This window comes from Aeromicrobium sp. JP4 (assembly GCF_054957925.1).
In genome coordinates this window covers 1,389,418-1,415,929 of record NZ_CM143290.1, presented here as the reverse complement: position 1 = coordinate 1,415,929, position 26,512 = coordinate 1,389,418, and the positions used below count along the sequence as shown (strand labels likewise).

Genomic DNA, 26,512 nt, shown 5'->3' with positions numbered 1-26,512 from the left:
CTCCCGCCGCCGGACCTGCGGCGCCGGGCCGCCGTGGCAGGATCGAGGGGTGCTGATCCTCGCCGCGACGCCCATCGGAACCGTGGCGGACGCGTCCGGGCGACTCGCCGTCGCGCTGGCCGAGGCCGACGTGGTGGCCGCCGAGGACACGCGGCGCTTCCGCCGGCTCGCCTCCGACCTGGGGGTCGAGGTGCCCGGGAAGGTGGTCTCGTACTTCGAGGGGAACGAGCAGCAGCGCACCGTCGAGCTGCTCGAGCACCTGCGCGACGGCGCCACGGTGGTGCTGGTCACCGATGCAGGGATGCCCAGCGTCTCCGACCCCGGCTACCGAATCGTGGCCGCCGCGGTGGCCGAGGACCTGCCGGTCACGGCGATCCCCGGGCCGTCCGCCGTCCTCACGGCCCTGGCGGTGTCGGGACTGCCGGTCGACCGGTTCTGCTTCGAGGGATTCCCGCCGCGCAAGCCGGGAGAGCGGGCCCGCGTCCTGGGCGCCCTCGCCGCCGACGAGCGCACGATGGTGTTCTTCGAGTCCCCGCACCGCACGGCCCCCACGCTCGAGGCGATGGCCGAGGCCTTCGGTCCCGATCGCCGTGCCGCCGTGTGCCGCGAGCTGACCAAGACCCACGAGGAGGTCAGGCGCGGCCCGCTGTCGGAGCTGGCCGCCTGGGCCGCCGACGGCGAGCGCGTGCGCGGCGAGATCACGATCGTGGTCTCCGGTGCCGAGCCGCAGGCGCCGGCCGACCTCGCCGAGACCGACCTCGCCGCGATGGTGGCCGAGGTCCGCGCCGAGGGTCTCAGCACGAAGGATGCGATCGCCGACGTCGCGCGGCGCACCGGAATCTCCCGCAAGGTGGTCTATGCCGCCGCCCACGCCCCGAAGGAGTCGTCATGAACGAGCGCCAGCCGCTGAAGCTGGGATACAAGGCCTCGGCCGAGCAGTTCGGTCCGCGCGACCTGGTGGAGTTCGCCGTCTCCGCCGAGGCGCACGGGATGGAGTCGGTCTGGACGAGCGACCACTTCCAGCCATGGCGCCACGTCGGCGGGCACGCGCCGTTCTCCCTCGCGTGGATGACCGCGGTGGGGGAGCGGACCGAGTCGGTCGTCATCGGCACCTCGGTGATGACGCCGACCTTCCGCTACAACCCCGCCGTGATCGCGCAGGCGTTCGCGACGATGGGCTGCCTGTACCCGGGACGGATCGTCCTGGGCGTCGGCACCGGCGAGGCCCTCAACGAGATCGCCACCGGATTCCGCGGCGCGGGGGAGCAGGACTGGCCCGAGTTCAAGGAGCGCTTCGCCCGCCTGCGCGAGTCGGTTCGGCTCATGCGCGAGCTCTGGTCGAACGAGCGCGTGTCGTTCGAGGGCGAGTACTACTCGACCCACGACGCCTCGATCTACGACCGGCCCGACGAGCCCATCCCCGTGTACATCGCGGCGGGCGGACCCATGGTGGCCCGCTACGCCGGCCGCGCCGGTGACGGCTCGATCTGCACGTCCGGCAAGGGCGCTGAGCTCTACACCGAGAAGCTGCTGCCGGCGTTTCGCGAGGGCGCCGAGAAGGCCGACCGCGACCCCGACGCCGCCGACCGGATGATCGAGATCAAGCTCTCGTACGACACCGATCCCGAGCTGGCGCTGGAGAACACGCGGTTCTGGTCGCCGCTGTCGCTGACGCCCGAGCAGAAGCACTCCATCACCGACCCCGTCGAGATGGAGAAGGCCGCCGACGCGCTGCCCATCGAGCAGATCGCGAAGCGCTGGATCGTGGGCTCGGATCCCGACGAGGTCGCCGCGATGATCGGCCAGTACGTCGATTGGGGCTTCAACCACCTCGTGTTCCACGCCCCCGGCCACGACCAGGAGCGCTTCCTCGAGCTGTTCGAGCGCGACCTCGCCCCGCGCCTGCGCGACCGCTGAGCCGGCTCAGAGCGCGATCTCGGGCTTGATCTGCGAGACGCGCCAGATCCGGCGGCGGTAGGCGGCGCCCGCGGAGATGGCGACGCCTCCGACGACGTAGGCGGCCAGCACCGCGATGTCGCGCGGCAGCGAGTCGAGGTTCGCGCCGTACATCAGGTGCCGGATCCCGTCGATCGCGTAGGTCATCGGCAGGACGTGGTGGATCGACTGCAGCGTGGGCGGCAGGGTCTGCCACGGGAACGTGCCGCCCGCACTGGCCAGCTGGAGCACCAGCAGCACGAGCCCGAGCAGCTGTCCGACGGGACCGAGCCAGGCGTTCAGGGCGTGCACGATCGCCACGAAGGCCGCTCCCACGAGCAAGAGGAAGAACGCCACCTGCGTCGCGCGCAGGACGTCGATGCCGACGACCGACATCACCACGGCGAGCATGATCAGCACCTGCGCCGCGGCGAGTGCGGCAGGCGTGAGCCAGCCACCCAGCGCGGTGCGCCACGGCGACTGCCGCGCCGCGATCGCGCGGTTCGACAGCGGGCGGACCAGCAGGAACATGACGTAGCCGCCCACCCACGCGCCGATCGCGAGGAAGAACGGCGCCAGTCCGGCGCCGTAGCTGTCGGCGGAGGCCTGGGCGACGTCCTCGGTCCGGATGGGCGAGGCGATCGTGCGCGCCGTCTCGTCGCGGCGTTGCTCGGAGAGGTCGGGGATCGACCGCACGCCGTCGGCGAGCCCGTCGGCCAGCTCGCGGGAGCCGTCGCGGGCGCTCTCGAGCCCGGAGGCGAGGGTGCCCGCGCCGTCGGCCAGCTGGGCGGCGCCGTCCTGGGCGTCGGTCTGTCCCGCGAGGAGCTCGGCGTTGCCGTCGCGCGCAGTCTGCAGGCCGTCACGCAGCGTCCCGGCGCCGTCGGAGAGCCGGGTGGCTCCCGCGCGGAGCTCGCCCGCACCCGAGGCCACGCGGTCCGCCCCGTCGGCCAGCTCGTCGATCTGGCCGGTGGTGGTCTGCACCCGCTCGTCCAGGTCGTCCAAGGGCTGGCGCAGGTCGTCGAGCGAGGCGAGGATCGCCTCCTGCTCGGCCGGGTCCAGGCCGGAGGCGGCCAGCCGCTCGGCGATGTCGGCGCGTGCCGTGTCGAGATCGCCGTTTGCCTGGGCGGACGCCTCGGCGATGCGGTCGGCGACGGTGGCCAGCTCGGCGTTGCCGTCGGCGACCTGCCGGGCACCCGAGGCGAGCTCGCCGGCGCCGTCGGACAGTGTGTCGGCCCCGGAGGCCAGCGTGCCGGCTCCGGTCGCGGCGTCGTCCAGGCCCGCGCCGAGGGCACGCTGGCCCTCCACCAGCCTGGCCTCGCCCGCCGACAGCTCGGTGGCGCCCGCGCTGAGCCGCTGGGCACCGTCGTGGGCGTCGACCAGGCCGTCGGCGAGCGTCTCGGCGCCCTCGCCGGCCTCCTTCAGCTGGTCGTGCAGCGTCGAGAAGCCGAGCAGGAAGGAAGAGGCGGCGCGCTCGCTGACGTTCTCGGCGATGGAGGAGCTGACCTTCGTCAGCACCTGCTCGGCGATGGTCGAGGAGAGGTAGTTGTTGGCCTCGTTGGTCGTGAGGATCAGCGTGCCCTGCGCCGGGTCGAAGTCCGCCGTCGACGCGAGGGCGGTGGAGAAGCCGCGGGGGATCGTGAGGGCGAACAGGTAGGTGCCGTCCTCGACCCCGGCCGCGGCCTCGTCGGACCCGACCTCCTGCCAGTCGAACGAGCCGTCCTCGACGAGGTCGCGGGCCACGTCCCGCCCGGCGTGCACGGTGCCGCTCTGGGCGCTGTCGGCGGGCACGTCCTCGACGACGAGCGCCGCCTGCACGGAGGCGAGCTTGCCGTAGGGGTCGTGGTTGGCCCACAGGTAGAGGGAGGCGTACATGGTCGGGATCAGCACGATCGCCAGCACGGCCAGCCGCGGCATCCGGCCGGCGGTGAGGCGGCGCAGCTCGCTCAGGGCGAGCCGCAGCGCGGTCACCGGGCACCTCCGAGAGTCGCGTGCGAGGTCCTGACGTTGCGCAGCGAGTTGGTGGTCAGCTGCAGGCACACCGCGAGACCCCGGTCGGCCAGCTCGTGCGCCACGCCGAGCGCCGCGTGGGGATCGGCGCCGTACCGGTCGGGGCAGCACAGCACGAGAGCCGTGACACCGGGCCGCCGGGCGGCGACGTCGGCCAGCAGCGCGAGCCGCACGTCGGGTGGGACGTCCTCCACGCGGGTGCGCCGCCACTCCTGCGCGTCGCGCTCCTCGAGCCAGTCGCGGACGTCGCGTCGACCCGCGGGCCTTCGCGCCATCGCCAGCTCCTCGCCCATCGTCGTGGCCAGCGAGACGACGTCGTCGGGCTCGGAGACGTCGGGAACGTCCACGAGCGCCACCTCGTCGCGCAGTTGCTGCCCGTCGGCCTCACCGTCGATGAGCACCCGTCCTGAGGACGGGACCAGCCGGCCGCCGAGCAGCAGGCTGAACGCGGTGTGACCGGTGCCGGGCGGGCCGTCGACGACGGTCACCCCTCCGGACTCGATGGTGGCCGAGGTCGGCTCCAGCACCGCGGAGTGCGGGCCGTCCACCGACGTGGCGATCGCTTCGATTCTCATGATTCTCGCTCCCGGGGCCGGGGAGGGGGCCCGACCTTCCAGTCTCCAGCGTCACCCGCGGTTGCCCCAGAGGCGAGGCAGGTGATTTCCGTTACCCGCGCCGGGCGGTCCGGACCCCGTCGGCGCGATCACTAGACTCGGACTCGTGCCCGAACCCACCTTCTACGCCACGACGCCGATCTACTACGTCAACGACGCGCCCCACATCGGTCACGGCTACACGACCACGATCGGCGACGTCATCACGCGGTGGCACCGCCAGCGCGGCGAGCGGGTCCACTACCTGACCGGCGTCGACGAGCACGGCCAGAAGGTGCTGCGCAAGGCCGACGCCCACGGCGTCTCGCCGCAGGAGTGGGTGGACCGCCTCGTGGAGAACGAGTGGCTGCCGATGCTGCGCACGATCGACGCGGCCAACGACGACTTCATCCGCACCACCGAGCCGCGCCACGAGAAGGGCGCCCAGGCGTTCTGGCAGGACCTCAACGACCGCGGCGAGGTCTACCGGGGCGAGTTCTCCGGCTGGTACAGCGTCGGCTCCGAGGAGTTCGTGGCCGACGAGTACGTCGCCGACGGCGAGGGGGAGGACGAGGGCTTCAAGGTCTCCACCCTCGACGGCAGCCGGGTCGAGCACGTCACCGAGGAGAACTACTTCTTCCCGCTGAGCAAGTACGCCGAGCGGCTGCTCGCGCTCTACGAGGAGCGCCCCGACTTCGTCCAGCCCGAGTCCGCCCGCAACGAGGTCATCGCGTTCGTGCGCGGCGGCCTCAAGGACCTGTCGATCTCGCGCTCCACCTTTGACTGGGGCATCCCGCTGCCGTGGGACGACTCGCACGTCATGTACGTGTGGATCGAGGCGCTGCTCAACTACGTCACGGCCGCCGGGTACGGCGTCGACGACGAGCGCTTCGAGGACCTGTGGCCGGCCAACGTGCACTTCGTCGGCAAGGACATCGTCCGCTTCCACGCGGTGATCTGGCCCGCGCTGCTGATGGCCGCCGGGCTGCCCGTGCCGCACCGCGTCTTCGCGCACGGCTGGCTGCTGGTCGGCGGCCAGAAGATGAGCAAGAGCAAGGCCAACGGCATCCACCCCACCGAGATCGTCGGCACGTTCGGCTCGGACGCCTACCGCTACTACTTCACGCGCGCCCTCACGTTCGGCAGCGACGGCTCGATCTCGTGGGAGGACATCGGCGCGCGCTACCACGCCGAGCTCGCCAACGGCTTCGGCAACCTCGCCTCGCGCGTGGCTGCGATGATCGGCAAGTACTTCGACGGCGAGCTGCCGCCGGCGGGCCCGCTGGGCGACGCCGAGCAGCACATCGTCGACACCGTCGCGGCCGCGGTGACCGAGGCCGACGAGGCCATGGAGCGCATCGCGCCGCAGGACGCCCTCGTCGCGATCTGGCGCATCGTCGACGCGCTGAACCTCTACATCACCGAGTCCGAGCCGTGGGCCGTCGCGAAGGACGAGTCCCAGCGCGAGCGCCTCGGCACGATCCTCAACACCGCCGCCGAGGGCCTGCGGGTCCTGGCCGTCACGCTGCACCCAGTGATGCCGAAGGCCACGGCCTCGCTGTGGGAGTCGCTCGGCGCCGAGCCCGGCCTGGGCGCGCTGGCCGACCAGCGCATCGACGAGGCCGCGCAGTGGGGTCGCCTCCGACCCGGCGCCACCATCACGAAGGTGCCGTCGCTGTTCCCGCGCATCGACCTCGCCGAGGCCTGAGTCGGTGACGCTCACCGAGGGCTGGCCGGCCGCGCCCGAGGCGCTGCCGCGCCCGGTCGTGGACAACCACTGCCACCTCGACACCCGCATCCGCGGGGGCGCGCTCATCCCCGTCGACGAGGCGCTCGACCGTGCCGCCGCGGTCGGGGTCACCCGCACCGTGCAGGTCGGCTGCGACCTGGCCGGCTCGCGCTGGGCGGTCGAGGTCGCCCGCACGCAGCCGAGCGTCGTGGCCGCGGTCGCGATGCACCCCAACGACGCGGCCCGCAGCGACACCCTCGAGGCCGACCTCGCCGAGATCGACCGGCTCGCCGCGGACCCCGTGGTGCGCGCCGTGGGGGAGACCGGTCTGGACTACTTCCGCACCGGTCCCGAACTGCGGCCGCTCCAGCACCACAGCTTCCGCCAGCACATCCGCATCGCGAAGCGCCACGACCGCTCGCTGGTGATCCACGACCGCGACGCCCACGACGACGTGCTCGCGATCCTCGACGACGAGGGCGTCCCGGAGCGCGTGATCATGCACTGCTTCAGCGGCGACGCCGAGTTCGCGCAGCGGTGCGTCGACCGGGGCGCGTACCTCTCGTTCGCCGGCACCGTCACGTTCAAGAACGCCGAGTACCTGCGTGAGGCACTGCGCATCGCGCCCCGCGACCGCATCCTCGTGGAGACCGACGCGCCCTTCCTCACGCCCATGCCGCACCGGGGCGAGCCGAACGCCTCCTTCCTCATCCCGCACACCGTGCGCTTCATGGCCGAGGTGCTCCAGACCGACGTGGCAGAGCTGTGCGAGGCCATCGACGAGAACACCGATCGGGCGTTCGGCGGACACTGGCCGGAGCGAGTCGCTACAGTCACATGAGTCACAGGATTTGAAATTGCCGCCACCAACACGCATGGTGGAAAGGTTGTATCTCCAACCCCTGAGGTAGTTTGTGCCCCGTTTGTTGCCTGAAGTCACCCCCCGGAACACCGTCACGATGGCCCTGGTGGCCGTCGGTCTGGCCGTAGCCGTCGGCGGCGTCGTCCACGCCTCGACCTACGACGACCTCGTCCGTTTCGACGTCGACGGCGTCGTCACCGAGGTCCGCACCGAGAGCGAGACCGTCAGCGAGCTCCTCGCAGAGAAGAACGTCACGCTCGACCCCGCCGACCAGGTCAGCCCCGCGCCGGCCACCGACCTCGACGACGGCGACGTCGTGAAGGTCCGCCGCGCGAAGGCCGTCACCCTCGTGGTCGACGGCAAGATCAGCCAGCGCACCGTGAACGACGTGGACGTCGCCGGCGCGCTGGAGACCCTCAACGTCCAGCCGAAGGAGGGCGCCTCGTTCTCGATGGCTCCCGACGAGCGGCTCGGCCTCGAGGGCAACAGCGTCGTCGTGAGCAACCCCAAGCCCGTCATCCTCAAGGTGGACGGCAAGAAGCAGAGGCTCGTCACCGCCGCCCCCACGGTCCAGTCGCTGCTCCAGCAGCGCGGCGTGAAGGTCGGCGAGATGGACGAGGTCAAGCCCGGACTCGGGTCGTACCTCAAGCCGCGCCAGTCGCTGCGCGTCGTGCGGATCGAGAAGGTCACCCGCACCGAGAAGATCGAGGTCGACCACGAGGTCGAGTTCACCGACGACTCCTCGCTGTACGAGGGCGACACCGAGGTCCTCAAGGAGGGCCGCGACGGTCTCGTCCGCGCGAAGGTCGAGCTGATCCTGGCCGACGGCGAGGTCCGCAAGCGCCGCGTCATCTCGCGCAGCACGGTCCGCCCGCCGATCGCCGAGGTGCAGAAGCGCGGCACGAAGAACCCCGACACCGTCGACGGCGGCGTCTGGGACCGCATCGCGAAGTGCGAGTCGGGTGGCAACTGGAGCATCAACACCGGCAACGGCTACTACGGCGGCCTGCAGTTCTCGGCCGCCACGTGGCGCAGCGTCGGCGGTCCCGGGCTCCCGCACCAGCACAGCAAGGCCACCCAGATCAAGTACGCCAAGATCCTTCAGGCGCGCTCCGGGTGGGGTCAGTGGTCCTGCGCGGCGAAGGTCGGCGTCAACTGAGCGAGTCCGGAGCCGACCGCTCCGTCCGCCTCCTCGGCGCCGCCGACATCCGTCGGCTGGCGGCCGAGGCCGGCGTGCGCCCCACGAAGCAGAAGGGGCAGAACTTCGTCATCGACGGCAACACGGTGCGCCGCATCGTCGACGTCTCCGGTGTCGGCCCCGACGACGTCGTGGTCGAGATCGGGCCCGGCCTCGGCTCGCTGACGCTGGCCCTGCTCGATCGCTCCAGCCACGTCACGGCCGTCGAGATCGACGACGTGCTGGCGGGTCTGCTGCCGGCCACGGTGGAGGAGTTCGCCCCCGGCGCTGCCGACCGCTTCGACCTCGTCGTCGCCGACGCGATGCACGTCCGCGAGCTGCCCGGCCCGCCGCCCACGGCTCTCGTGGCGAACCTGCCGTACAACGTGTCGGTGCCGGTGCTGCTGCACTTCCTCGAGACCTTCCCGTCGCTGCGCACCGTCCTGGTGATGGTGCAGGCCGAGGTCGCACACCGGCTGGCCGCAGGGCCCGGCTCCAGGACGTACGGCATCCCCAGCGTGAAGGCCGCCTGGTACGCCGACGTGCGCCTGGCCGGCAACATCGGCCGCAACGTGTTCTGGCCGGCGCCCAACGTGGACTCCGCGCTCGTCGCACTCACCCGGCGCGAGCCTCCGGCGGGCGACCGCAAGACGGTGTTCGCCGTGGTCGACGCCGCGTTCGCCCAGCGCCGCAAGACGCTCCGCGCCGCGCTGTCGGGCTACGCCGGTGGCGGCGACGTCGCCGAGCGCGCCCTCCTGGCAGCGGGCATCGACCCGCGCACCCGCGGCGAGCAGCTCACCGTCGAGCAGTTCGCGGCCGTCGCCGACGCGCTGCCCTCGCGCTGAGCCGGCGGAGCCGCGCCGCCGGTCACGGCGCGCGGTGCGCCGATGGGCACGCCCGTTAGGTTGGTGCCCGTGGTGACGAGGGTGACCGTGCGCGTGCCGGCCAAGATCAACCTGTGCTTGGGCGTGGGTCGCGTGCGCCCTGACGGGTTCCACCCGCTGGCCACGGTCTACCAGGCCGTGGACCTCCACGACGAGCTGCGCATCACCGCGCGCGAGGACGGCGAGCTGAGCGTCGCCGTGCACACCGAGTTCGACCTGCCCGAGGGCATGAGCGTGCCGGAGGGCCCCGACAACATCGCGGTCCGCGCGGCGCAGCTGCTGCGCGAGCGGCTCGGTGACCCGGGCCTCGGCGCGGAGATCGCGATCCGCAAGGTGATCCCGGTGGCCGGTGGCATGGCCGGCGGGTCCGCCGACGCGGCCGCGGCCCTCGTGGGCTGCAACGAGCTGTGGGGCGGCGGGCTGGGCCGCGCCGACCTCGAGCCGCTCGCCGCCGAGCTGGGCAGCGACGTCCCGTTCCTGCTGCACGGCGGCAACGCGATCGGTGGCGGCCGCGGCGAGACCGTCAGCCCCGTCCTGGCTCGCGGCAGCTACCACTGGGTGTTCGCCACGTCGTCCGAAGGACTCTCCACCGCTGCCGTCTATGCCGAGTTCGACCGGCTCAACCCCGACGCGCCCGAGGTGCCCGAGGTGCCCGACGAGCTGATCAACGCGCTGCGCGCCGGCGATGCCCACGCGCTGGGGCGGGCCCTGTCCAACGACCTCACCGATGCCTCGCTCTCGCTGCGCCCCGAGCTGGCAGACACGCTCGAGGTCGGTCTCGAGGCCGGCGCACTCGGTGCCGTGATCTCGGGCTCCGGTCCCACCACGGCCTTCCTGGCCGCCTCCGAGGAGCACGCGCTCGACCTCGCGATGGCGCTCGCCAGCACGGGGTCGGCCGCCGACGTCATCCAGTCCCGCGGGCCCGTGTCCGGGGCGCGGCTCGTCTGATGCCGCCCCTCGTCGTCGGCGAGCGCATCGCGCAGTCCTTCCCGTCCGGCACCGTCCTGTCCGACGTCACGATCGGCGTCGGCGACGGCGACCGGATCGGCGTCGTCGGCCGCAACGGCGACGGCAAGTCCACCCTCCTGCGCATCCTGGCCAAGCGGCTCGAGCCCGACTCCGGCCGCGTCACGTGGCGCCGCGACCTGCGCGTGGGCGTCGTCGAGCAGGACGACGTCCTCGACCCGAGCCTCACCGCGATCGGCTCCGTCGTGGGCGACCGGCCCGAGCACGAGTGGGCGTCCGACCCGGCGGTCCGCGATGTGCTCGCGGGGCTGATGGGCGACGTCGACCACCACGCCGAGGTCGGCACCCTCAGCGGTGGGCAGCGGCGCCGCGTCGCGCTGGCGCGCACGCTGGTGCGGCGCTGGGACCTGCTGATCCTCGATGAGCCCACCAACCACCTCGACCTCGAGGGCGTCACGTGGCTCGCCGACCACGTGCGGCGGCGCACCGAGGCGCTCCTCGTGGTCACCCACGACCGCTGGTTCCTCGACGAGGTATGCACGCTGACGTGGGAGGTCCACGACGCGCGCGTGGACGCCTACGAGGGCGGCTACGCGGCCTACGTGCTGCAGCGCGTCGAGCGCGACCGGCAGGCCGCCGCCAGCGAGGAGCGGCGCCAGAACCTCATGCGCAAGGAGCTGGCCTGGCTGCGACGCGGCGCGCCCGCCCGGACGTCGAAGCCCAAGTTCCGCATCGACGCGGCGAACGAGCTGATCGAGCGCGAGCCGCCCGTGCGCGACTCGGTGTCCCTGGCCAAGCTCGCCACGGCGCGGCTGGGCAAGGACGTCGTCGACATCCTCGACGTCTCGGTCTCCTACGACGACCGACCCGTCCTGCGCGACGTGGAGTGGCGGATCGGTCCGGGCGACCGCGTCGGCATCCTGGGCCCGAACGGCGCGGGCAAGAGCACCCTGCTCGGCCTCGTGACGGGCGAGGTGACGGCCACGTCCGGCCGGGTCAAGCGCGGCAAGACCGTGAAAATCGCCGCCCTCACGCAGCACCTCGCCGATCTCGATGCCGTGGCGGACGACCGGGTCAGCGAGGTCGTCGGCCGCAGGCGCACGTCCTACGAGACCGAGGGCAAGGAGATGACCCCGGGCCAGCTGCTGGAGCGCCTCGGCTTCACCTCCGCCCAGCTCTCCACGCCGGTGCGCGACCTGTCGGGCGGCCAGAAGCGACGCCTGCAGCTCATGCTGATCCTGCTCGACGAGCCGAACGTGCTGATCCTCGACGAGCCGACGAACGACATGGACACCGACATGCTCGCGGCCATCGAGGACCTCCTCGACACGTGGCCCGGCACCTTGCTGGTGGTGTCGCACGACCGCTACCTGCTCGAGCGCGTCACCGATCACCAGTTCGCCGTCCTCGACTCGCACCTGCGCCACCTGCCGGGCGGGGTGGACGAGTACCTCCGGCTCCGGGCAGCCCAGCCCGTCGCCGCTTCCGGCGCCCCCGCGAAGCCGGCGGCGCCCGCGTCCTCGTCGCAGCGCGGTGGCCAGAACGAGCGCCAGCTGAAGAAGGACGTCGCCCGGATGGAGCGCCAGATCGAGCGGCTCACCGAGCGGATCGCGGACCTCGACCGCGCGATGGTCGACGCCTCGACCCAGCCCTCGCGGCTCATGGAGCTCGATGCCGAGCGCCGCCCGCTGGCCGAGGAGCTCGAGGCCACCGAGGAGGCGTGGCTCGAGGCCTCGGCCGAGCTCGAGTCCTGAGTGCCGCGGTTCCCCCCGTCGCAACTTTTGGAGCGCGTTGCACCCTTGTCCCGGACGGAACGGTGCAACCCGTTCCACAAGTCGAAGAGGGGGCGCGGAAACCGCCGCGCGGGTCAGCCGTTGAAGTGAGCCGTCAGGGTGCGCAGCGCGTCGGCGACGTGGTCGCGCTCGGACTCCGGGAGGTCCGCCAGGATCGTGGTCTCCAGGGCCAGCAGCGTGTCGAGCGCGCCGTCGACGCGGCGGCGGCCCTCCGGCGTCAGCCGCACCAGCACGCCGCGCCGGTCGGAGGGTGCGGGGCGTCGCTGCACCAGGCCGCGCTGGACGAGCCGGTCGACGCGGTTGGTCATGGTGCCGCTCGTGACCATCGTGGCGGCGACGAGGTGGCCCGGGGAGAGCTCGTACGGCTCACCCGAGCGGCGCAGGGCCGAGAGGACGTCCCACTCCCACACGTCGAGCTCGTGCGTCGTGAAGGCCTGCTTGCGGAGCCGCTCGAGGTGCTTGGCCAGCCGCATGAGCCGGCTGAAGACCTCCAGCGGGGAGACCTCGACGTCCGGGCGCTCGCGGCGCCACGCCGCGACGATCTCGTCGACCTCGTCCATGTCGCCACGGTAGACCATCAAGAATCTTGACGTAGAGATAGTTCCCCGGAGCGCTTCACGGGGGCGTCGGCGGACCGCGCGGCTCCGGTAGCCTGAGGCCACCGATCCCCGGTTGGTCTGCCGGCAGGGCCCGCCTGACTTTGAATCAGGACTAGCGACGTAGGTTCGACTCCTACCCGGGGAGCCGTCTCAGCGGTAGAAGCCCTCGCGCAGGTTGATCCCGTGCTCGACCCACACCTTGAGGGCGGCGAGCATCCCCGTCCAGCCCTCGCAGTTGCCGAACGCGTTCGTGGCGCCCTCAGGCGTCACCGTCCACGACTGCTCGGAGATGGTGACCAGGGTGCGGCCCTCGTCGCCCTCGACGGGCTCGAGCTCGAACGTCGTCCGCGTCGTGCCGGTGTCGCTCGTCGTCGCGTTGCCCTCCCACTCGATCACGAGGCGGCGGGGCGGGTCGGCCTCGACGACGGTCACCGGGAAGCGGCCGGGGTAGTCGTGGAAGTCCCAGGTCACCTCGGCGCCGGGCTCGAGGCGCCCGCGCGCCCCACCCGTCGTGAAGTACCGGGAGAGCTGGTCGGGATCGACGATGGCCTCGTACACCTCGACGCAGGGTCGGGCGATGCGGCCGGAAACGGTGAACGACAGGGTGTCGAGACGTGTGGAAGGGCTCATGTGTTGTAAATTTACAACATGAATGCCGCCACGAACAGGAGTGACGACGACCTGGTCTTCAAGGCCCTCGCCAATCCCGTCCGCCGGCGGATGCTCGACGCGCTGCGCGAGGAGCCCCTGACCACGGGTGCCCTCTGCGGGGAATTCGACGACCTCGACCGCACCACCGTCCTCCAGCACCTGCGGGTGCTGGAGCGTGCCGAGCTCGTCACGGGACGCAAGATCGGTCGCGAGCGCCACCTGTCCCTCGCCCCGCTGCCCATCAAACGCATCCACGACCGGTGGATCAGCGACTACGCCCGGGCCGCAGTCGACCTCCTGGGGCGTCTCGACGGCGACTGACCCGCCGGGCTCCCGGGAGGCACCTACACTCGAAAGGTCGTCAACGAAGGAGTGCCGTGAGCGAGCAGGTCACCGCGATCGTCCTGGCCGCAGGGGCCGGGACGCGCATGAAGTCACGCCGGGCGAAGGTGCTGCACGAGATCGCCGGGCGCCCCATGCTGGGCCACGCGCTCGACGCCGTGCGGGCCGCCGGGGTCGACCGGGTCGTCACCGTCGTGGGCCACGACCGCGAGCAGGTCGAGGCCGCCGTGGCCGCGCTCGACCCCTCCGTCACGATCGCCGTCCAGGCCGAGCAGCGCGGCACCGGGGACGCGGTGCGGGTGGCGCTCGACGCCGCGGGCGCGGACGCCGCCACCTACCTCGTCACCTACGCCGACGTGCCGCTGCTCTCGGCCGAGACCCTGCGCGCGCTCGTGGACGAGCACCGCGCCAACGGCCGCGCCGTCACGATCCTCACCTCCGAGCCCGAGGACCCCACCGGCTACGGCCGCATCCTGCGCGACGGGACCGGCGCCGTCGTGGCGATCCGCGAGCACAAGGACGCCACCGACGACGAGCGCGCGACCCGCGAGGTCAACAGCGGCATCCTCGTCGTCGACGGACCGTTCCTCGACCGCGCCGTGCGCGCGCTCAGCACCCACAACGCGCAGGCCGAGCTGTACCTCACGGACATCGTCGGTCAGGCCGTCACCGAGGGGCTGCCCGTCGGCGCGCACGTCCTGGAGGACGTCTGGCAGACCGAGGGCGTCAACGACCGTCGCCAGCTCGTTCGCCTCGGCCGCGAGCTGAACACGCGGATCGTGAACCACTGGCTGGCCGAGGGCGTCACGATCCTCGACCCCGGCACCACGTGGATCGACACCGGTGTGACGATCGGCCGCGACACCACGATCCTGCCCGGCACGCAGCTGCTGGGCGCCACCACGATCGGCGAGGGCGTCACGATCGGACCGGACACCACGGTGCGCAACGTCGAGATCGGCGACGACGCCTCGGTGGTGCGCACGCACGGCTCGGACTCCGTCGTCGGGCCCCGCGCCACCGTCGGTCCGTTCGCCTACCTGCGCCCCGGCACGGTCATCGACGAGGGCGGCAAGGTGGGCACGTTCGTCGAGGTCAAGAACAGCCACATCGGCGCCGGCGCGAAGGTGCCGCACCTGTCCTACGTCGGCGACGCCGAGGTGGGGGAGGGCAGCAACCTCGGTGCCGGGGCGATCACGGCGAACTATGACGGGGTGAACAAGCACCGGACCACCATCGGTGCCCACGTGAAGACCGGCTGCCACAACGTGTTCGTGGCGCCCGTCGAGCTCGGTGACGGAGCGCACACCGGCGCGGGAACGGTCGTGCGCGACGACGTGGCGCCGGGGGCGCTGGCCGTCCCCGCCGCTGGACAGAGGACAATCGAGGGGTGGGTCGCGAGCCGGCGACCGGGTACGCCTTCCGCGCTTGCCGCGGACCAGACCACGCAGGAGACCAGCGGTGGCCACTCACAAGAGCCTCAGTAAGCGCACGCCCACGAGCAACCTCATGTTGTTCTCGGGCCGCGCGCACCCCACGCTGGCGAAGGAGGTCGCCGAGCTGCTCGAGGTCGACTGCGTTCCGACCACGGCCTACGACTTCGCGAACGGCGAGATCTACGTCCGCTTCGAGGAGTCGGTCCGCGGCTGCGACGCCTTCGTGATCCAGAGCCACGCGGCGCCGATCAACGAGTCGATCATGGAGCAGCTCATCATGATCGACGCGCTCAAGCGCGCGTCGGCCAAGCGCATCACCGTGGTGCTGCCGTTCTACGGCTACGCCCGCCAGGACAAGAAGCACCTGGGCCGCGAGCCGATCAGCGCGCGCCTCATGGCCGACCTCTTCCTGGCCGCCGGCGCCGACCGCCTCATGACGGTCGACCTGCACACGGCGCAGATCCAGGGCTTCTTCGACGGCCCGGTCGACCACCTGCTGGCCATGCCGATCCTGACCCGTCAGGTCCGCAAGCGCTACGGCAAGAAGCCGCTCGCCGTCGTGTCGCCGGACGCCGGTCGCATCAAGGTGGCCGAGCAGTGGGCGCGCCAGTTCGACAACGCGCCGCTGGCCTTCATCCACAAGACCCGCGACGTCTCCAAGGCGAACGTCACCAAGGCCAACCGCGTCGTGGGCGAGGTCGCCGGCCGCACGTGCATCCTGGTCGACGACCTCATCGACACCGGCGGCACGATCTGCCAGGCCGCCGAGGCGCTCATGAATGACGGGGCGGCCGAGGTCGTCATCGCGGCCACGCACGCCGTGTTCTCGGGCGAGGCGATCGACAAGCTCAAGAACTCCGTCGCCACTGAGGTCATCGTCACCAACACGCTGCCGCTCGCCGACGAGCACCGCTTCGACAAGCTCACCGTCCTGTCGATCGCGCCGCTGCTCGCGCAGGCCGTCTCGGCCGTGTTCGAGGACGGTTCGGTCACCAGCCTGTTCTCGGAGTGAGGACGCCGTGACCACGGGACAGGTGCTGCGCGCCGCCGCGCAGCTGGGCCTGCTCTACGCCGCGATCGGCGTCCTCGCCACGCTGCTGCTGGCGCTCGTGGGCAGCGGTCTCGGCGAGTCCCTGCTGCTGCCGCTGGTGGTGCTGGCCGTCGCGCTGTTCGTCGCCGCCGCCTTCATCGTGGTGCTCGCCCGGCTGGCCGCCGGCTGGCTGCAGGGACGCGTCCGCGATCCCGTCGCCGGCGCGATCATGATCGCCTCCGCAGTCGTGCTGCTCAGCGGAGCGCTCACCGTGCAGTCGCTCGGCGTCCTCGCGCTGGCCGTCTCCGCCCTGATGGCGCTGGCCACGCATCTCGTGCTGACCCGCCGCTGGGCCTGATCCCGGGTCCGCAGCCGATTTCGGCTCCGGCTCGAGGGTGCGTTAGACTCGTGGGGTTGCCTCGGCGAGGGTCCACCTGACCGTGATCGACAGGGCGCTCCACAGGAGTGCTGTGTCGAGCGCCGAGACCAAAGACTTCAGACTGAACCCCCTCCCAAGGAGAGAATCCCCGTGGCCGAGATCAAGCTTTCCGCCGAGCAGCGCACCGAGTTCGGCAAGGGTGCCGCCCGCCGCATCCGTCGCGAGAACAAGGTTCCCGCCGTCCTCTACGGACACGGCTCCGACCCCATCCACGTCACGCTGCCCGGCCACGACACCATGCTGGCGCTCAAGACCGCCAACGCGCTGCTCGCGATCGACCTGGGCTCGGACAACCACCTGGCCATCCCGAAGCAGGTCCAGCGCGACCCGCTCAAGGGCTTCATCGAGCACGTCGACCTGCTGATCGTCAAGAAGGGCGAGAAGGTCACCGTCGACGTCGCGATCACCGTCGTCGGCGAGCCCGAGCCGGGCGTGCTGCTCGTCACCGAGAACACCACCGTCTCCCTCGAGGTCGAGGCCACGCACATCCCCACCGACATCGAGGTGCCCGTCGCCGGCCTCGAGGTCGGCGCCCAGGTGCTCGCCTCCGACCTCGCCCTGCCCGAGGGCGCGTCCCTCGCGGTCGAGGAGGACCTGCTGATCCTCAACCTGACCCACGCGCCCACCGCGGCCGAGGTCGACGCCGAGCTCGAGAGCGCCGAGGCCGACGCCGGCATCGAGCACGACCAGCCCGAGACGCCCACCGAGGGCGCGCCCGAGCCGGAGTCCTCCGAGGGCTGATGACCTGGCTGGTCATCGGGCTGGGCAACCCCGGCCCGTCCTATGCCGCCACCCGGCACAACGTCGGGTATCACGTGACCGATGAGCTGGCCGCCCGCATGGGCGGCCGGTTCTCGTCTCTGAAGGCGGCCCGCGCCGACATCGTCTCCGGACTGCTCGCCGGCGAGCGCACGGTCCTGGGCCGGTCACGCGCCTACATGAACGAGAGCGGCGGTGCCGTCTCGTCGCTGATGAAGTACTACGACGTCACGCCCGAGCGCCTCATCGTCATCCACGACGAGCTCGACCTGCCGCTCGGCTCGCTGCGCTGCAAGTCCGGCGGCGGCGACAACGGGCACAACGGCCTCAAGTCGATCCGCCAGTCGATCGGCACGGGCGACTTCCTGCGCGTGCGGTTCGGGATCGGCCGCCCGCCGGGCCAGCAGCCGGTGCACGACTTCGTGCTGAAGCCGTTCGCCAAGGCCGAGCGCACCGAGGCCGACATCGTCACGCAGGAGGCCGCCGACGCGGTCGAGAGCCTGATCTCGGTGGGCCTGGAGAAGACGCAGAGCGCCTTCAACTCCTGAGCGCGGAGCGTCAGAGGCGCTTGAGCTGGACGAGCTCGCCCTCGGCGAAGACGCCGACGTAGCGCGTCGCGACACCGCAGGCCGCGAACTCGCGCTCCTGGATCGAGCGCACGCCCTTCGCCGCGAGGCGGCGCAGCGGCGCGAGCTCGGCGTTCGCCTGGGCCATCACGTTCGGGTCGCCGGCGTACAGCTCGGACAGGCGCGCCGAGTGCTGGAGCACCTGCGACACGTCGACCCGCTCGAGGACGCCCGGCGATCGCATGAGCCGCTGGGCCTGCGCCAGCGAGGTGCCCCGCACGGAGGGGGAGTACGCCGCGTCGACCTTGAGGGCGCGCACGTCGGGTGAGGTCGCGCAGGCGTTCTGCCGCACGACGAGCCGCAGGGAGCGGCGGGTGGTGCTGGTGCGGCCCCTGGCCTTCGACTTCACCTTGACGACGAGGCGGTAGGTGCCGGGGCGCAGGGTCACGGCCCGGCGATTCGCCTGGCGCAGCTTGCCGGAGCGGTAGACGGTGATCCGCTTGGAGACGACCTTCACGCCCGACCCCTTCTTCACCAGCGGGGTGACGCGGACCGATCCCGACCAGCCCACGACGCGCTGGGTCGGGTTGGTGATCTTGACCTTGCCCTTCGGCACCGCCGCCGCGGCGGTGACGGTGCGCGGGGCCGGGGAGCTGGCTCTGGCGGACGTGATCGCACCGGCCACCAGCACGGTGGTCGCGATCGTCGCCACGAGCGATCCCAGCGCCCACGTCTTGGTGTTCACCTCTGAAGTATGGGGCACATGTGACTCGCGTGACCACTGATATGCCAGATACGCATTGTTACTCGTGGTAAAGCAGCGTTCCGAAGGCGTATCACCGCCGGCCGAGGAGCGCTCATGGGCAGCAAGGTCGGTTCGCCGGGAACAAGGTTTCGAACCACATCCGTCGCACTGGTCACAACATTGTCCAAGCGGCCAAAACGCAGTCGTTCCAGTCGTTAGGCTCCCAGTCACGGGGGTGCTCGCGGTAGGTCACGTTCACGGCGCGCCGCGTGGCAACGATGAAGATTCGGGTCTCATGCGTCGCACAGGGCGGGAGTTGCAGAGGCCATCGGTGAAGGACGGCACGATGCTCCATCTCAACCCTCCCGGGCGACGCACGGCTGCCATCGCAGCCGCGCTGGTCGTCCTGACGGCGGCGCTCCAGGGCCCCGCCGCGGCGGAGACGGAGGGCACGGCGTCCACCTCGGCACCGACCTCCGCGCCCACCAGCACGCCGACCTCGGCGGCTCCCACCACGGCCCCGACCCCCGCCCCGACGCCGGCGCCGACGGCGGCGCCCACGAGCGCGCCGACCCCGTCCGCCTCCGCGTCGGCCGTCCCGGACTACAGCCGCTCCGTGCTCGACACGTCGCCGTCCCAGCTCGCCTTCGGCACCCGCCACGCCGTGCAGTGCGACGGTGCCCAGACCGTCTCCGTCGTCACGTGGAGCGGTGACAACCTGCCGTGGGTCGCCTCGGCCGACGCGCCGTGGATCACCCTGTCGGCCACGTCCGGAGCCAGCCCGGCCCAGTTCACGGTCACGGCCGACTGCGACGACCTGCCGGTGGGCGTGCACTCCGCCCGGGTCACGGTCCGTGACGACGTGGCCGGGGTCGACCAGAGCCAGAGCGTCGACGTGCGCGTCGTGGTCAACCCGTCAGGCCCCGTCGGCATCTCGACGTGGAAGGACGGCCACCGCGGCGCGTTCAGCGCGTCGACCGACGACAGCTTCTCCTCGGGCTACCCCGAGCTCAAGGCGGCCGGCATCACGGGCACGTTCGTGATGAACGGCAGCACGCCGCCCGCGGACTACCCCCAGATGTACGCCGACGGGATGGAGCTCGGCTCGCACCTGCTCTACCACCTGTGCACGCTGGTCAGCCGCACGAGCCTGATCTCGCACATGACCGGCAGCATCAGCGCCGTCGCCCAGGCGACCGGCTCGGCCGACGAGGTCTCTAGCCTCGTGTGGCCGTGTGGCCTCCGGAACACCGAGTACGGCGTCATCGCCGCCGACTACTTCCTCTCGGCACGCGGCTACAACTGGAACGCAATGGAGGACACCACACCGACCGACTTCATGGACATGAAGAGCTTCAACTCCCACGAGCACACGCCAGTGCCACCGGCCGACCTGAAGGCGATCGTCGACCGAGCGCAGAGTGAGGGCAAGTGGGCCAATCTCGTACTGCACGCGGCGACGAATGACGACGGCGCGATCACCTACGCGGCGACGAAGGACGTGTGGAGCGCGCCCATCGGCACCGTCGTGAAGTACATCCACCAGCGCAACCGCACGGTGATCGACGACGTCGTCGAGGGCGAGGACGCGCTCGACTTCACGATCCGGCGCCTGGGCCTGCCCGAGGTGCCGCAGCGCGATGCCGAGGCGTTCGTGAAGTCCCGCGACAAGCTGACCTTCACGGTCGACGTCACGGGCGTGCCGCACGTCTCGGGCGTTCGTGTCGCCGGTGCCGCGGTGCCGTTCCGCATCCGCACCGACGGGGGCACGTCGACGCTGTACTTCTCCTCGGCGGTCACCACCGACAAGCAGTCGGTGAAGGTGCTCAAGTCCGAGACGGTTCCCGCGATCCTCGACGCCGACGACGCGCCGCTGACCCTCACGGCCGCCGAGGGCGGCGCCGCCGTCGAGAAGGCGCTCGGCGTCCGCAACGCCGGCGAGGGCACCCTGCAGTGGACCGCCGAGGTCCTCTCGGGCGAGTCCTGGCTCTCGGTGTCCCCGGCATCCGGCACGGGCAACGGCTCGTTCACCGTGCGGGCCACGCCCGGCACGCTCGCCGCCGGATCGCACACGGGCTCGATCAAGGTCCACGCCGCGGGTGCCGCCGGCAGTCCGGTCACGATCCCCGTGACGCTCAAGGTCACGCCGCGCGGCGAGGCGAGGTACGCGCTGACCTATCCCGACCGCCAGGCGCTGCTGGCCGACGGCTGGGACTTCCGGGCGAGGACCGCCGCAGGCGCGGTGCGCGACACCGAGCGCACGAGCGGCTCCGTCGTGGCCTACTCGGCCGCCGGGCTGCGGATGCCCGTGGACACCGGCGACATCTGGTCGTCGATGAACAACTCGCGCAACTCGCTGCTGCGCGACCTGCCGACCGGCTGGAACCGCGTCGAGCTGAACGTCCCGTCCTTCGCCCCGACGCGGAACTACCAGTCCGCCGGCATCGGCGTCTACGACGACGACGACAACTACGTGCTCCTGACGCGCAGCTTCAACGTCGGCCAGCGGGTCTCGCTGGTCAACGAGGTCGCGGGCAACGCCCAGATCGTCCTGGCCCAGACCTCGACCGCGACGAGCCTGCGGCTGCGCCTGACCCGCTCGGGCAACACCATCACGGCGGCGATGTCGACGAACGGCGGAACCACCTGGACCCCCGCCGGGACGGTCACGTCGACCCGGGCGTTCTCGCGCCTCGTCCTGCTGACCGGTGCCGACGCGCAGTCCACGTCGCAGCCGACGGCCGTCTACGACGAGGTCGTCGTCGCCTCGGCGGGCGAGTCGACCGAACCGACGACGACGCCCACGACGCAGCCGACCACGACGCCCACCACGGTGCCGACGACCGAGCCGACGACGACGCCGACGACGACGCCGACCACGGTGCCGACGACGGTGCCGACGACCGAGCCCACGCCCACGACGCCCACCCCGACGCCTCCGGCGCCGAGCGCGGGCACGTTCTCGCTGGGCTACCCGAACCGCGCCGCCCTCGTGGCCGACGGCTGGGACTTCCGGGGCCGCACCGGCGCCGGCCTGGCCCGCGACACCGAGCGCACGTCGGGCAGTACGGCGACGTACTCGGCCCAGGGGCTGGGCCTGCCGACCACCTCCGGTGATCTGTGGTCGACGTCGAACAACTCCGACAACACGGTCCTGCGCGACCTGCCGAGCAACTGGAGCTCGGTACGCGTCCGGCTCACCCACGCCCCGAGTGCGAACTACCAGCACGCCGGCATCGCGCTGTACGACAACGACGACAACTACCTCGAGCTCGCGCGGTCGTACCACTCCACCGCGGGCGGGCAGATCGTGATGGCGATCAACGAGACCGCGGGCACCCCGGTGGCACAGGCCGTCGCGGGCGTGACGGCGACCGACCTGGTGCTGCGCTTCGAGCGCAACGCGGCGACGAACCAGGTCGTGTCGTCGTTCTCCACCGACGCGGGCGCCACGTGGCGCACGGTCAGCACGGTGACCCGCGGGTTCACGGCGCCGCGACTGGCGCTGAACTCCGGCGGCGCCACGGGTGCGCAGGTCACCGCGACGTTCCGCGAGGCCACGGTGCAGGTGCCCACGACGGTGGCTCCGACCGAGCCCGCGCCGTCGCCGACGCCGACCACCCCGTCGCCGACGCCGACGCCGACGCCGACGCCGACCCCGACCCCGACGGTCCCGACCGAGACGACGGACACGCACGTGCTCGACCAGACCTCGCGCACGGCACTGCTGGCAGCGGGCTGGGACTTCGCCGCCCGTACGGCGGCCGGCGCGGCGCGCAGCACCGAGAGCGCGACGCTCGCCCCGACCTACGCGGCGAACGGGCTCGGTCTGGCGACCGGCCCGGGCGACCTGTGGCAGGCGATGAACAACACCACGAACACGGTGTTCCGCGACCTGCCCAGCACCTGGACCAGCGTCACCGCGACGATGGCCTACGCGCCGACGGCGAACTACCAGCACGGCGGCATCGTGCTCTACGTCGACGACGACAACTACATCGAGCTGACCCGCGCCTACAACTCCGGTGCCGGCGGGCACAGCGTGGCCCTGATCGACGAGCGCGCAGCCAGTCCGATCGTGCAGCGCGTGCCCACCACCGCCACGTCCCTGAGACTGCGGTTCACCCGTGATCCGGCCACCCAGGTGATCACCGCGGCCTTCTCGGCCGATGGTGGCTCAAACTGGAGCGAAGTCGGTCGCGTCACCCGTACGCTGACGAACGTGCGCATCGGACTCAACGCAGGCGGAGCCGTCACGGGCGCGCCCGTGGCGCGGTTCGAGCGGGTCGTCGTCGGCCGGAGTGCGAGCTGATCCATGCGCGTCGGAATCATCGGGGGCGGCTTCTTCGGCTTCCACATCGCCCAGCAGATCGAACGGCGCTTCGGCGACGTCCGGGTCGAGATCTTCGAGCGTGAGCCCACGCCGCTGATCGGCGCCGGCACGACCAACCAGTGCCGGCTGCACATGGGGTTCCACTACCCCCGGTCGGGCTACACGATCTACCAGTCGATCATGGGCTTCGACCGCTTCACCGCCGAGTACTCCGAGTTCCTCAGCGACGTCGACGAGAACCTCTACGCCGTGCACCACGACGGTCTGGTCTCGGTCGAGGAGTACCTCGCCGTGATGAGCTCGTTCCACCTCAAGTACGAGGTGCTGCCAATCACCGGAGAGCTGCTGCGCCGCCCCGACGACTACGGGCTGCTCATCAAGGTCCTGGAGAAGTCGATCGACGTGAAGGCCCTGCGTGAGCGCCTCGTCCGCAGGTTCGACGGCGTCCTGCACGTGGACACGCCCGTCGACGAGGTGGACGCCGCGGCCGGCACGATCCGCAGCGGCACGCGCGAGTTCGGTCCGTTCGACTACGTCATCAACGCCAGCTACACCGACCCGAACATGGGCCTGCCGGCCGACAAGCACTTCCGGATCAAGTGGGAGCTGGCGGCCCTCGTGCTGGCCAAGACCTCGTTGCACTCGAGCATGGCGGTCACGATCATGGACGGCGACTACGTCTCGGTCTACCCGGCGTACGACGGCCTGCACACCCTCTCCTCGGTGGCCTACACGCCGATGCGGCGCTACGACACCCACGCCGAGCTGATGGCCGACTACCCCCACCGTCACGAGATCGCCGAGCGCGAGCACGTCGCGGCGAAGATCGCGCAGGACGTGGGGGAGTACCTCCACGTGGAGCACGACCAGAAGGAGCTGTGGGTCACCGCGAAGACCAAGCTCGCCACCGACATGGGCGACTCCCGGGTCACCGAGGTCCGTCACCACGACCGGCTCTTCTCGGTGCTCTGCGGCAAGATCGACGCCGTCTTCGAGGCCTCCGACGCCATCTTGCGAGAGATGCGGTGAGCGAGCCACGGCGGCTGTCGATCGGCATCCGCGACTCCACGTTCGGCGACGGCTGCGTCGTGGCCGACTGCGTCAACGTCTACCGGGCCACGTTCGGCGACCGGTGCTTCGTGGGCCCGTTCGTCGAGGTCCAGAACGACGTCGTCTGCGGCACGAACGTGCGCATCCAGTCCCACACCCTGGTCTGCGAGGGGATGCGGATCGGCGATGACGTGTTCATCGGGCACGGGGTGATGACCGCCAACTCCCGCTACCCGAAGGCCGGTGCGTCCGACTGGACCTGCGAGCCGCCGGTCGTGGGCGACCGCGTGTCGATCGGCTCCAACGCCACGATCCTGCCCGGGGTCACGATCGGCGACGACGCCGTGATCGGCTCCGGCGCCGTGGTCTCGCGCGACGTCGCGGCAGGCACCATCGTGGTGGGTACCAACCGTGTCCTCGAGAAGCCGGAGCCCGCATGACCGTCCCCTTCCTCGATCTCGCCGCCCAGCAGGCCGAGATCGCCGACGAGGTGCTGCCGCTGTGGCAGGAGGTCTTCGCGTCCGCGGACTTCGTCGGCGGACCCCACGTCGAGGCGTTCGAGCGTGAGTACGCCGCCTACGTGGGCGTCGAGCACTGCATCGCCGTCGCCAACGGCACCGACGCGATCGAGCTGGCGCTGCGCGCCGTGGGCGTCGTGGCCCAGGACGAGGTCGTGCTCCCGGCGAACACGTTCGTGGCCACCGCGGGCGCGGTCGCCCGGATCGGAGCGGTGCCCGTCCTCGTCGACGTGGACCCCGACCACCTGCTCATCGACCCGGCCGCCGTGGTCCCCGTGATCACGGACCGCACCCACGCGGTCGTCCCCGTCCACCTGTTCGGCCAGACCGCGCCCGTCGAGCTGGTGCGGACCGTGGTGCAGGACCGGGGCATCTTCATCGTGGAGGACACCGCCCAGGCCCAGGGCGCCCGCTCGGCGGCCGGCACCGCCGGCGCACTCGGCGACGCGTCGTCCACGAGCTTCTACCCGGGCAAGAACCTGGGCGCGGCCGGCGACGCCGGCGCGGTCCTCACCCGCGATCCGGTGCTGGCCGAGGTGGTGCGCAGCACCGCCAACCACGGCAGCACGGTCAAGTACGTGCACGACCGAGTCGGCATCAACTCGCGCCTCGACGCCGTGCACGCGATCGTCCTGAGCGCGAAGCTGCGCCGCCTGGAGCGCTGGAACGACGCCCGCCGCGCCAGCGCCCAGCGGTACACCGAGCTTCTCGCCGACGTCCCCGGCGTCCGCACCCCGCGCACGCGGCCGGGGAACGAGGACGTATGGCACCTCTACGTCGTGCAGGTCGACGACCGCGACCGCGTGCTCGCGCGCCTGCACGAGGAGGGCATCGGGGCGGCCATCCACTACCCGACGCCCGTGCACCTCACCGATGCGTACGCGCACCTCGGCTACGGGCCGGGCAGCTTCCCGGTCGCCGAGGAGGCCGCGGGCCGGATACTGTCGCTGCCCATGCACCCGCACCTGAGCGCCACCGACCAGGACCGCGTCGTCGACGCCCTCGCCCGCATCGTGGGGGAGGGCGCCGCATGAAGGTGCGCTGGCCGAGCCGGCCCACGGTCGGGCGACTGCCCCACGTCGAGGTCGTCGTGCCCTGCTACAACTACGGCCACTACCTGCCCGGCGCCGTCGAGGCGATCGTGCGCCAGCCGGGGGTCACCACCACCGTCACGATCCTCGACGACAAGTCCACCGACGACTCCGCCGAGGTCGCGGAGCGGCTGACCGAGCAGCACCCGAACGTGCGGCTCATCCGCAACGAGCAGAACCTGGGCGCCGTCCCCACCTTCAACAAGGGCGTCTCGCAGGCCGACTCCGACTACGTCGTCCTGATCTCGTCGGACGACCAGCTGGCGCCCGGTGCGCTGGGCCGGGCCACGGCGCTGATGGAGACGCACCCCAGCATCGGGCTGGTCTACGGCAAGACGCAGAAGTTCCTCACCGACCCGGTGCCGCGGCCCACGCGGCCGGCGGTCACCTGGACCACGTGGGACGGCGACGACTGGATCCGCATGCAGCTGCGCCGGTCGTGGAGCAACATCGCCTCGCCCGAGGCCGTCGTGCGCACCTCGGTCCAGCACGAGGTCGGTCCGTACGACGAGGACCTGCCGTTCACGCACGACGCGCTGATGTGGCTCAAGATCGCCGCGGTCGCCGACGTCGGCCACGTGAACGGCGTCGACCAGGCCTACTACCGGCGCCACCCGAGCAGCATGTCGATGCAGGTCGGCCTCGCGCGCGACGCGTGGGAGCGCTGGCGCGCGTACGACCGCTTCCTCTCCTCGTGGCCGAACCGCGCCAGCGCCGAGCGCCTGCACCCGCACGTGCGCCGGCGGCTGGCCGACGAGGTCCTGCTGACCGCACTGCTTCTCGGCGCGGAGTCGCCTCTGACGGACGAGGCGTTCGACGAGGCCTTCGACACCGCCCGCCGGATCGACCCCGAGGTCGTCGGCCGGGCCCAGTGGTCGGATCTCGAGGCCCTGCGCGACGGCCGCCCCGCCGAGGGCCTGCCGGCGCACGCCCGGGCGGCGGCCCGGACGGCCGCCCTCAAGTCCCGGTGGCAGCGCTGGCACCGCTACCGCTACTTCGGGTAGGAC

General features: G+C 71.6%; 24 protein-coding genes and 1 tRNA gene. 20 read left to right on the top strand and 5 right to left on the bottom strand.

What is annotated here, in order from left to right:
* Nucleotides 1–49: 49 nt before the first annotated feature.
* Nucleotides 50–892, top strand: coding sequence for a 16S rRNA (cytidine(1402)-2'-O)-methyltransferase (rsmI, locus tag ACY1JX_RS06980; RefSeq protein ID WP_462565679.1), 843 nt, complete (start codon nucleotides 50–52; stop codon nucleotides 890–892).
* Nucleotides 889–1,917: a glucose-6-phosphate dehydrogenase (coenzyme-F420) gene (gene fgd / locus ACY1JX_RS06975; RefSeq protein WP_462565678.1), complete on the top strand. Its 1,029-nt coding sequence runs from the start codon at nucleotides 889–891 to the stop codon at nucleotides 1,915–1,917. The genes rsmI and fgd overlap by 4 nt, the downstream gene beginning before the upstream one ends.
* A 6-nt stretch (nucleotides 1,918–1,923) precedes the next feature.
* Here the strand turns inward: fgd and ACY1JX_RS06970 are convergent, their stop codons facing one another.
* Both ACY1JX_RS06970 and ACY1JX_RS06965 read right to left on the bottom strand, forming a co-directional pair.
* Nucleotides 1,924–3,903 carry a YhgE/Pip family protein gene (locus ACY1JX_RS06970; RefSeq protein WP_462565677.1) on the bottom strand — a complete coding sequence of 660 codons (1,980 nt, stop codon included), beginning with the start codon at nucleotides 3,901–3,903 and terminating at the stop codon, nucleotides 1,924–1,926.
* Nucleotides 3,900–4,517, bottom strand: coding sequence for a hypothetical protein (locus ACY1JX_RS06965; protein WP_462565676.1), 618 nt, complete (start codon nucleotides 4,515–4,517; stop codon nucleotides 3,900–3,902). The genes ACY1JX_RS06970 and ACY1JX_RS06965 overlap by 4 nt, the downstream gene beginning before the upstream one ends.
* A 145-nt stretch (nucleotides 4,518–4,662) precedes the next feature.
* Between ACY1JX_RS06965 and metG the strand changes: the two genes are divergently transcribed.
* The 6 genes from metG (at nucleotide 4,663) to ACY1JX_RS06935 (ending at nucleotide 11,907) form a co-directional block, all read left to right on the top strand.
* Nucleotides 4,663–6,243, top strand: a complete 1,581-nt coding sequence (gene metG, locus ACY1JX_RS06960; RefSeq protein ID WP_462565675.1) for a methionine--tRNA ligase — start codon at nucleotides 4,663–4,665, stop codon at nucleotides 6,241–6,243.
* 4 nt (nucleotides 6,244–6,247) lie between these two features.
* Entirely contained in the window at nucleotides 6,248–7,105 is an 858-nt protein-coding gene (locus tag ACY1JX_RS06955; protein ID WP_462565674.1) for a TatD family hydrolase, read from the top strand.
* Nucleotides 7,106–7,232: 127 nt separating this feature from the next.
* Entirely contained in the window at nucleotides 7,233–8,285 is a 1,053-nt protein-coding gene (locus tag ACY1JX_RS06950) for a transglycosylase family protein (protein WP_462565673.1), read from the top strand.
* The gene (gene rsmA / locus ACY1JX_RS06945; RefSeq protein ID WP_462565878.1) at nucleotides 8,258–9,148 is read left to right on the top strand and encodes a 16S rRNA (adenine(1518)-N(6)/adenine(1519)-N(6))-dimethyltransferase RsmA; all 891 of its coding nucleotides are present in this window, start codon (nucleotides 8,258–8,260) and stop codon (nucleotides 9,146–9,148) included. Before ACY1JX_RS06950 ends, rsmA begins: the two co-directional genes overlap by 28 nt.
* Nucleotides 9,149–9,190: 42 nt before the next feature.
* Complete coding sequence (locus ACY1JX_RS06940) at nucleotides 9,191–10,135, top strand: 4-(cytidine 5'-diphospho)-2-C-methyl-D-erythritol kinase (protein ID WP_462565672.1); 945 nt, start codon at nucleotides 9,191–9,193, stop codon at nucleotides 10,133–10,135.
* Nucleotides 10,135–11,907, top strand: coding sequence for an ABC-F family ATP-binding cassette domain-containing protein (locus ACY1JX_RS06935; RefSeq protein WP_286929293.1), 1,773 nt, complete (start codon nucleotides 10,135–10,137; stop codon nucleotides 11,905–11,907). Before ACY1JX_RS06940 ends, ACY1JX_RS06935 begins: the two co-directional genes overlap by 1 nt.
* A gap of 113 nt (nucleotides 11,908–12,020) precedes the next feature.
* Here the strand turns inward: ACY1JX_RS06935 and ACY1JX_RS06930 are convergent, their stop codons facing one another.
* Nucleotides 12,021–12,506, bottom strand: coding sequence for a MarR family winged helix-turn-helix transcriptional regulator (locus ACY1JX_RS06930; protein ID WP_181754703.1), 486 nt, complete (start codon nucleotides 12,504–12,506; stop codon nucleotides 12,021–12,023).
* 105 nt (nucleotides 12,507–12,611) lie between these two features.
* On the opposite strand from ACY1JX_RS06930, the gene ACY1JX_RS06925 reads away from it, so the two are divergent.
* Nucleotides 12,612–12,690 (top strand) — tRNA-Gln (locus ACY1JX_RS06925).
* Between the two features lie 5 nt (nucleotides 12,691–12,695).
* Here the strand turns inward: ACY1JX_RS06925 and ACY1JX_RS06920 are convergent.
* The gene (locus ACY1JX_RS06920; protein ID WP_462565671.1) at nucleotides 12,696–13,175 is read right to left on the bottom strand and encodes an SRPBCC domain-containing protein; all 480 of its coding nucleotides are present in this window, start codon (nucleotides 13,173–13,175) and stop codon (nucleotides 12,696–12,698) included.
* Between the two features lie 18 nt (nucleotides 13,176–13,193).
* On the opposite strand from ACY1JX_RS06920, the gene ACY1JX_RS06915 reads away from it, so the two are divergent.
* The 6 genes from ACY1JX_RS06915 (at nucleotide 13,194) to pth (ending at nucleotide 17,750) form a co-directional block, all read left to right on the top strand.
* Nucleotides 13,194–13,517: an ArsR/SmtB family transcription factor gene (locus ACY1JX_RS06915; RefSeq protein WP_462565670.1), complete on the top strand. Its 324-nt coding sequence runs from the start codon at nucleotides 13,194–13,196 to the stop codon at nucleotides 13,515–13,517.
* A 56-nt stretch (nucleotides 13,518–13,573) separates the two neighbouring features.
* Complete coding sequence (glmU, locus tag ACY1JX_RS06910; RefSeq protein WP_462565669.1) at nucleotides 13,574–15,025, top strand: bifunctional UDP-N-acetylglucosamine diphosphorylase/glucosamine-1-phosphate N-acetyltransferase GlmU; 1,452 nt, start codon at nucleotides 13,574–13,576, stop codon at nucleotides 15,023–15,025.
* Between the two features lie 22 nt (nucleotides 15,026–15,047).
* The gene (locus ACY1JX_RS06905; RefSeq protein WP_181756193.1) at nucleotides 15,048–15,986 is read left to right on the top strand and encodes a ribose-phosphate diphosphokinase; all 939 of its coding nucleotides are present in this window, start codon (nucleotides 15,048–15,050) and stop codon (nucleotides 15,984–15,986) included.
* A 7-nt stretch (nucleotides 15,987–15,993) separates the two neighbouring features.
* Entirely contained in the window at nucleotides 15,994–16,362 is a 369-nt protein-coding gene (locus ACY1JX_RS06900) for a hypothetical protein (protein ID WP_462565668.1), read from the top strand.
* A gap of 171 nt (nucleotides 16,363–16,533) precedes the next feature.
* Nucleotides 16,534–17,184 carry a 50S ribosomal protein L25/general stress protein Ctc gene (locus ACY1JX_RS06895; protein WP_181754723.1) on the top strand — a complete coding sequence of 217 codons (651 nt, stop codon included), beginning with the start codon at nucleotides 16,534–16,536 and terminating at the stop codon, nucleotides 17,182–17,184.
* Nucleotides 17,184–17,750 (top strand): aminoacyl-tRNA hydrolase, encoded by a 567-nt coding sequence (pth, locus tag ACY1JX_RS06890; RefSeq protein WP_462565667.1) that lies wholly within the window; start codon nucleotides 17,184–17,186, stop codon nucleotides 17,748–17,750. The genes ACY1JX_RS06895 and pth overlap by 1 nt, the downstream gene beginning before the upstream one ends.
* A 10-nt stretch (nucleotides 17,751–17,760) precedes the next feature.
* On the opposite strand, the gene ACY1JX_RS06885 is transcribed toward pth, so the two are convergent.
* A complete protein-coding gene (locus ACY1JX_RS06885; RefSeq protein ID WP_462565666.1) occupies nucleotides 17,761–18,513 on the bottom strand; it encodes a hypothetical protein in 753 nt (250 codons plus the stop codon).
* A gap of 346 nt (nucleotides 18,514–18,859) precedes the next feature.
* Here ACY1JX_RS06885 and ACY1JX_RS06880 point away from each other — a divergent pair, with 346 nt between their 5' ends.
* The 5 genes from ACY1JX_RS06880 to ACY1JX_RS06860 are packed head-to-tail and all read left to right on the top strand — an operon-like array spanning nucleotide 18,860 to nucleotide 26,509.
* Nucleotides 18,860–22,825 carry a beta-xylosidase family glycoside hydrolase gene (locus ACY1JX_RS06880; protein ID WP_462565665.1) on the top strand — a complete coding sequence of 1,322 codons (3,966 nt, stop codon included), beginning with the start codon at nucleotides 18,860–18,862 and terminating at the stop codon, nucleotides 22,823–22,825.
* Nucleotides 22,826–22,828: 3 nt separating this feature from the next.
* Nucleotides 22,829–23,875 (top strand): hypothetical protein, encoded by a 1,047-nt coding sequence (locus ACY1JX_RS06875; protein ID WP_462565664.1) that lies wholly within the window; start codon nucleotides 22,829–22,831, stop codon nucleotides 23,873–23,875.
* A complete protein-coding gene (locus ACY1JX_RS06870; protein ID WP_462565663.1) occupies nucleotides 23,872–24,336 on the top strand; it encodes an acyltransferase in 465 nt (154 codons plus the stop codon). The genes ACY1JX_RS06875 and ACY1JX_RS06870 overlap by 4 nt, the downstream gene beginning before the upstream one ends.
* Nucleotides 24,333–25,448: a DegT/DnrJ/EryC1/StrS family aminotransferase gene (locus tag ACY1JX_RS06865; protein ID WP_462565662.1), complete on the top strand. Its 1,116-nt coding sequence runs from the start codon at nucleotides 24,333–24,335 to the stop codon at nucleotides 25,446–25,448. Before ACY1JX_RS06870 ends, ACY1JX_RS06865 begins: the two co-directional genes overlap by 4 nt.
* Nucleotides 25,445–26,509 carry a glycosyltransferase family 2 protein gene (locus ACY1JX_RS06860; protein WP_462565661.1) on the top strand — a complete coding sequence of 355 codons (1,065 nt, stop codon included), beginning with the start codon at nucleotides 25,445–25,447 and terminating at the stop codon, nucleotides 26,507–26,509. Before ACY1JX_RS06865 ends, ACY1JX_RS06860 begins: the two co-directional genes overlap by 4 nt.
* Nucleotides 26,510–26,512: the final 3 nt, after the last annotated feature.

Coding starts and splice junctions, on each gene's coding strand:
- ACY1JX_RS06965 (WP_462565676.1), bottom strand. CDS start 4,517: ATGAGAATCGAAGCGATCGCCACGTCGGTGGACGGCCCGCACTCCGCG.
- ACY1JX_RS06880 (WP_462565665.1), top strand. CDS start 18,860: ATGCTCCATCTCAACCCTCCCGGGCGACGCACGGCTGCCATCGCAGCC.
- ACY1JX_RS06940 (WP_462565672.1), top strand. CDS start 9,191: ATGGGCACGCCCGTTAGGTTGGTGCCCGTGGTGACGAGGGTGACCGTG.
- ACY1JX_RS06930 (WP_181754703.1), bottom strand. CDS start 12,506: ATGGACGAGGTCGACGAGATCGTCGCGGCGTGGCGCCGCGAGCGCCCG.
- ACY1JX_RS06920 (WP_462565671.1), bottom strand. CDS start 13,175: ATGAGCCCTTCCACACGTCTCGACACCCTGTCGTTCACCGTTTCCGGC.
- ACY1JX_RS06915 (WP_462565670.1), top strand. CDS start 13,194: ATGAATGCCGCCACGAACAGGAGTGACGACGACCTGGTCTTCAAGGCC.
- pth (WP_462565667.1), top strand. CDS start 17,184: ATGACCTGGCTGGTCATCGGGCTGGGCAACCCCGGCCCGTCCTATGCC.
- ACY1JX_RS06875 (WP_462565664.1), top strand. CDS start 22,829: ATGCGCGTCGGAATCATCGGGGGCGGCTTCTTCGGCTTCCACATCGCC.
- fgd (WP_462565678.1), top strand. CDS start 889: ATGAACGAGCGCCAGCCGCTGAAGCTGGGATACAAGGCCTCGGCCGAG.
- ACY1JX_RS06860 (WP_462565661.1), top strand. CDS start 25,445: ATGAAGGTGCGCTGGCCGAGCCGGCCCACGGTCGGGCGACTGCCCCAC.
- ACY1JX_RS06905 (WP_181756193.1), top strand. CDS start 15,048: ATGTTGTTCTCGGGCCGCGCGCACCCCACGCTGGCGAAGGAGGTCGCC.
- ACY1JX_RS06935 (WP_286929293.1), top strand. CDS start 10,135: ATGCCGCCCCTCGTCGTCGGCGAGCGCATCGCGCAGTCCTTCCCGTCC.
- ACY1JX_RS06865 (WP_462565662.1), top strand. CDS start 24,333: ATGACCGTCCCCTTCCTCGATCTCGCCGCCCAGCAGGCCGAGATCGCC.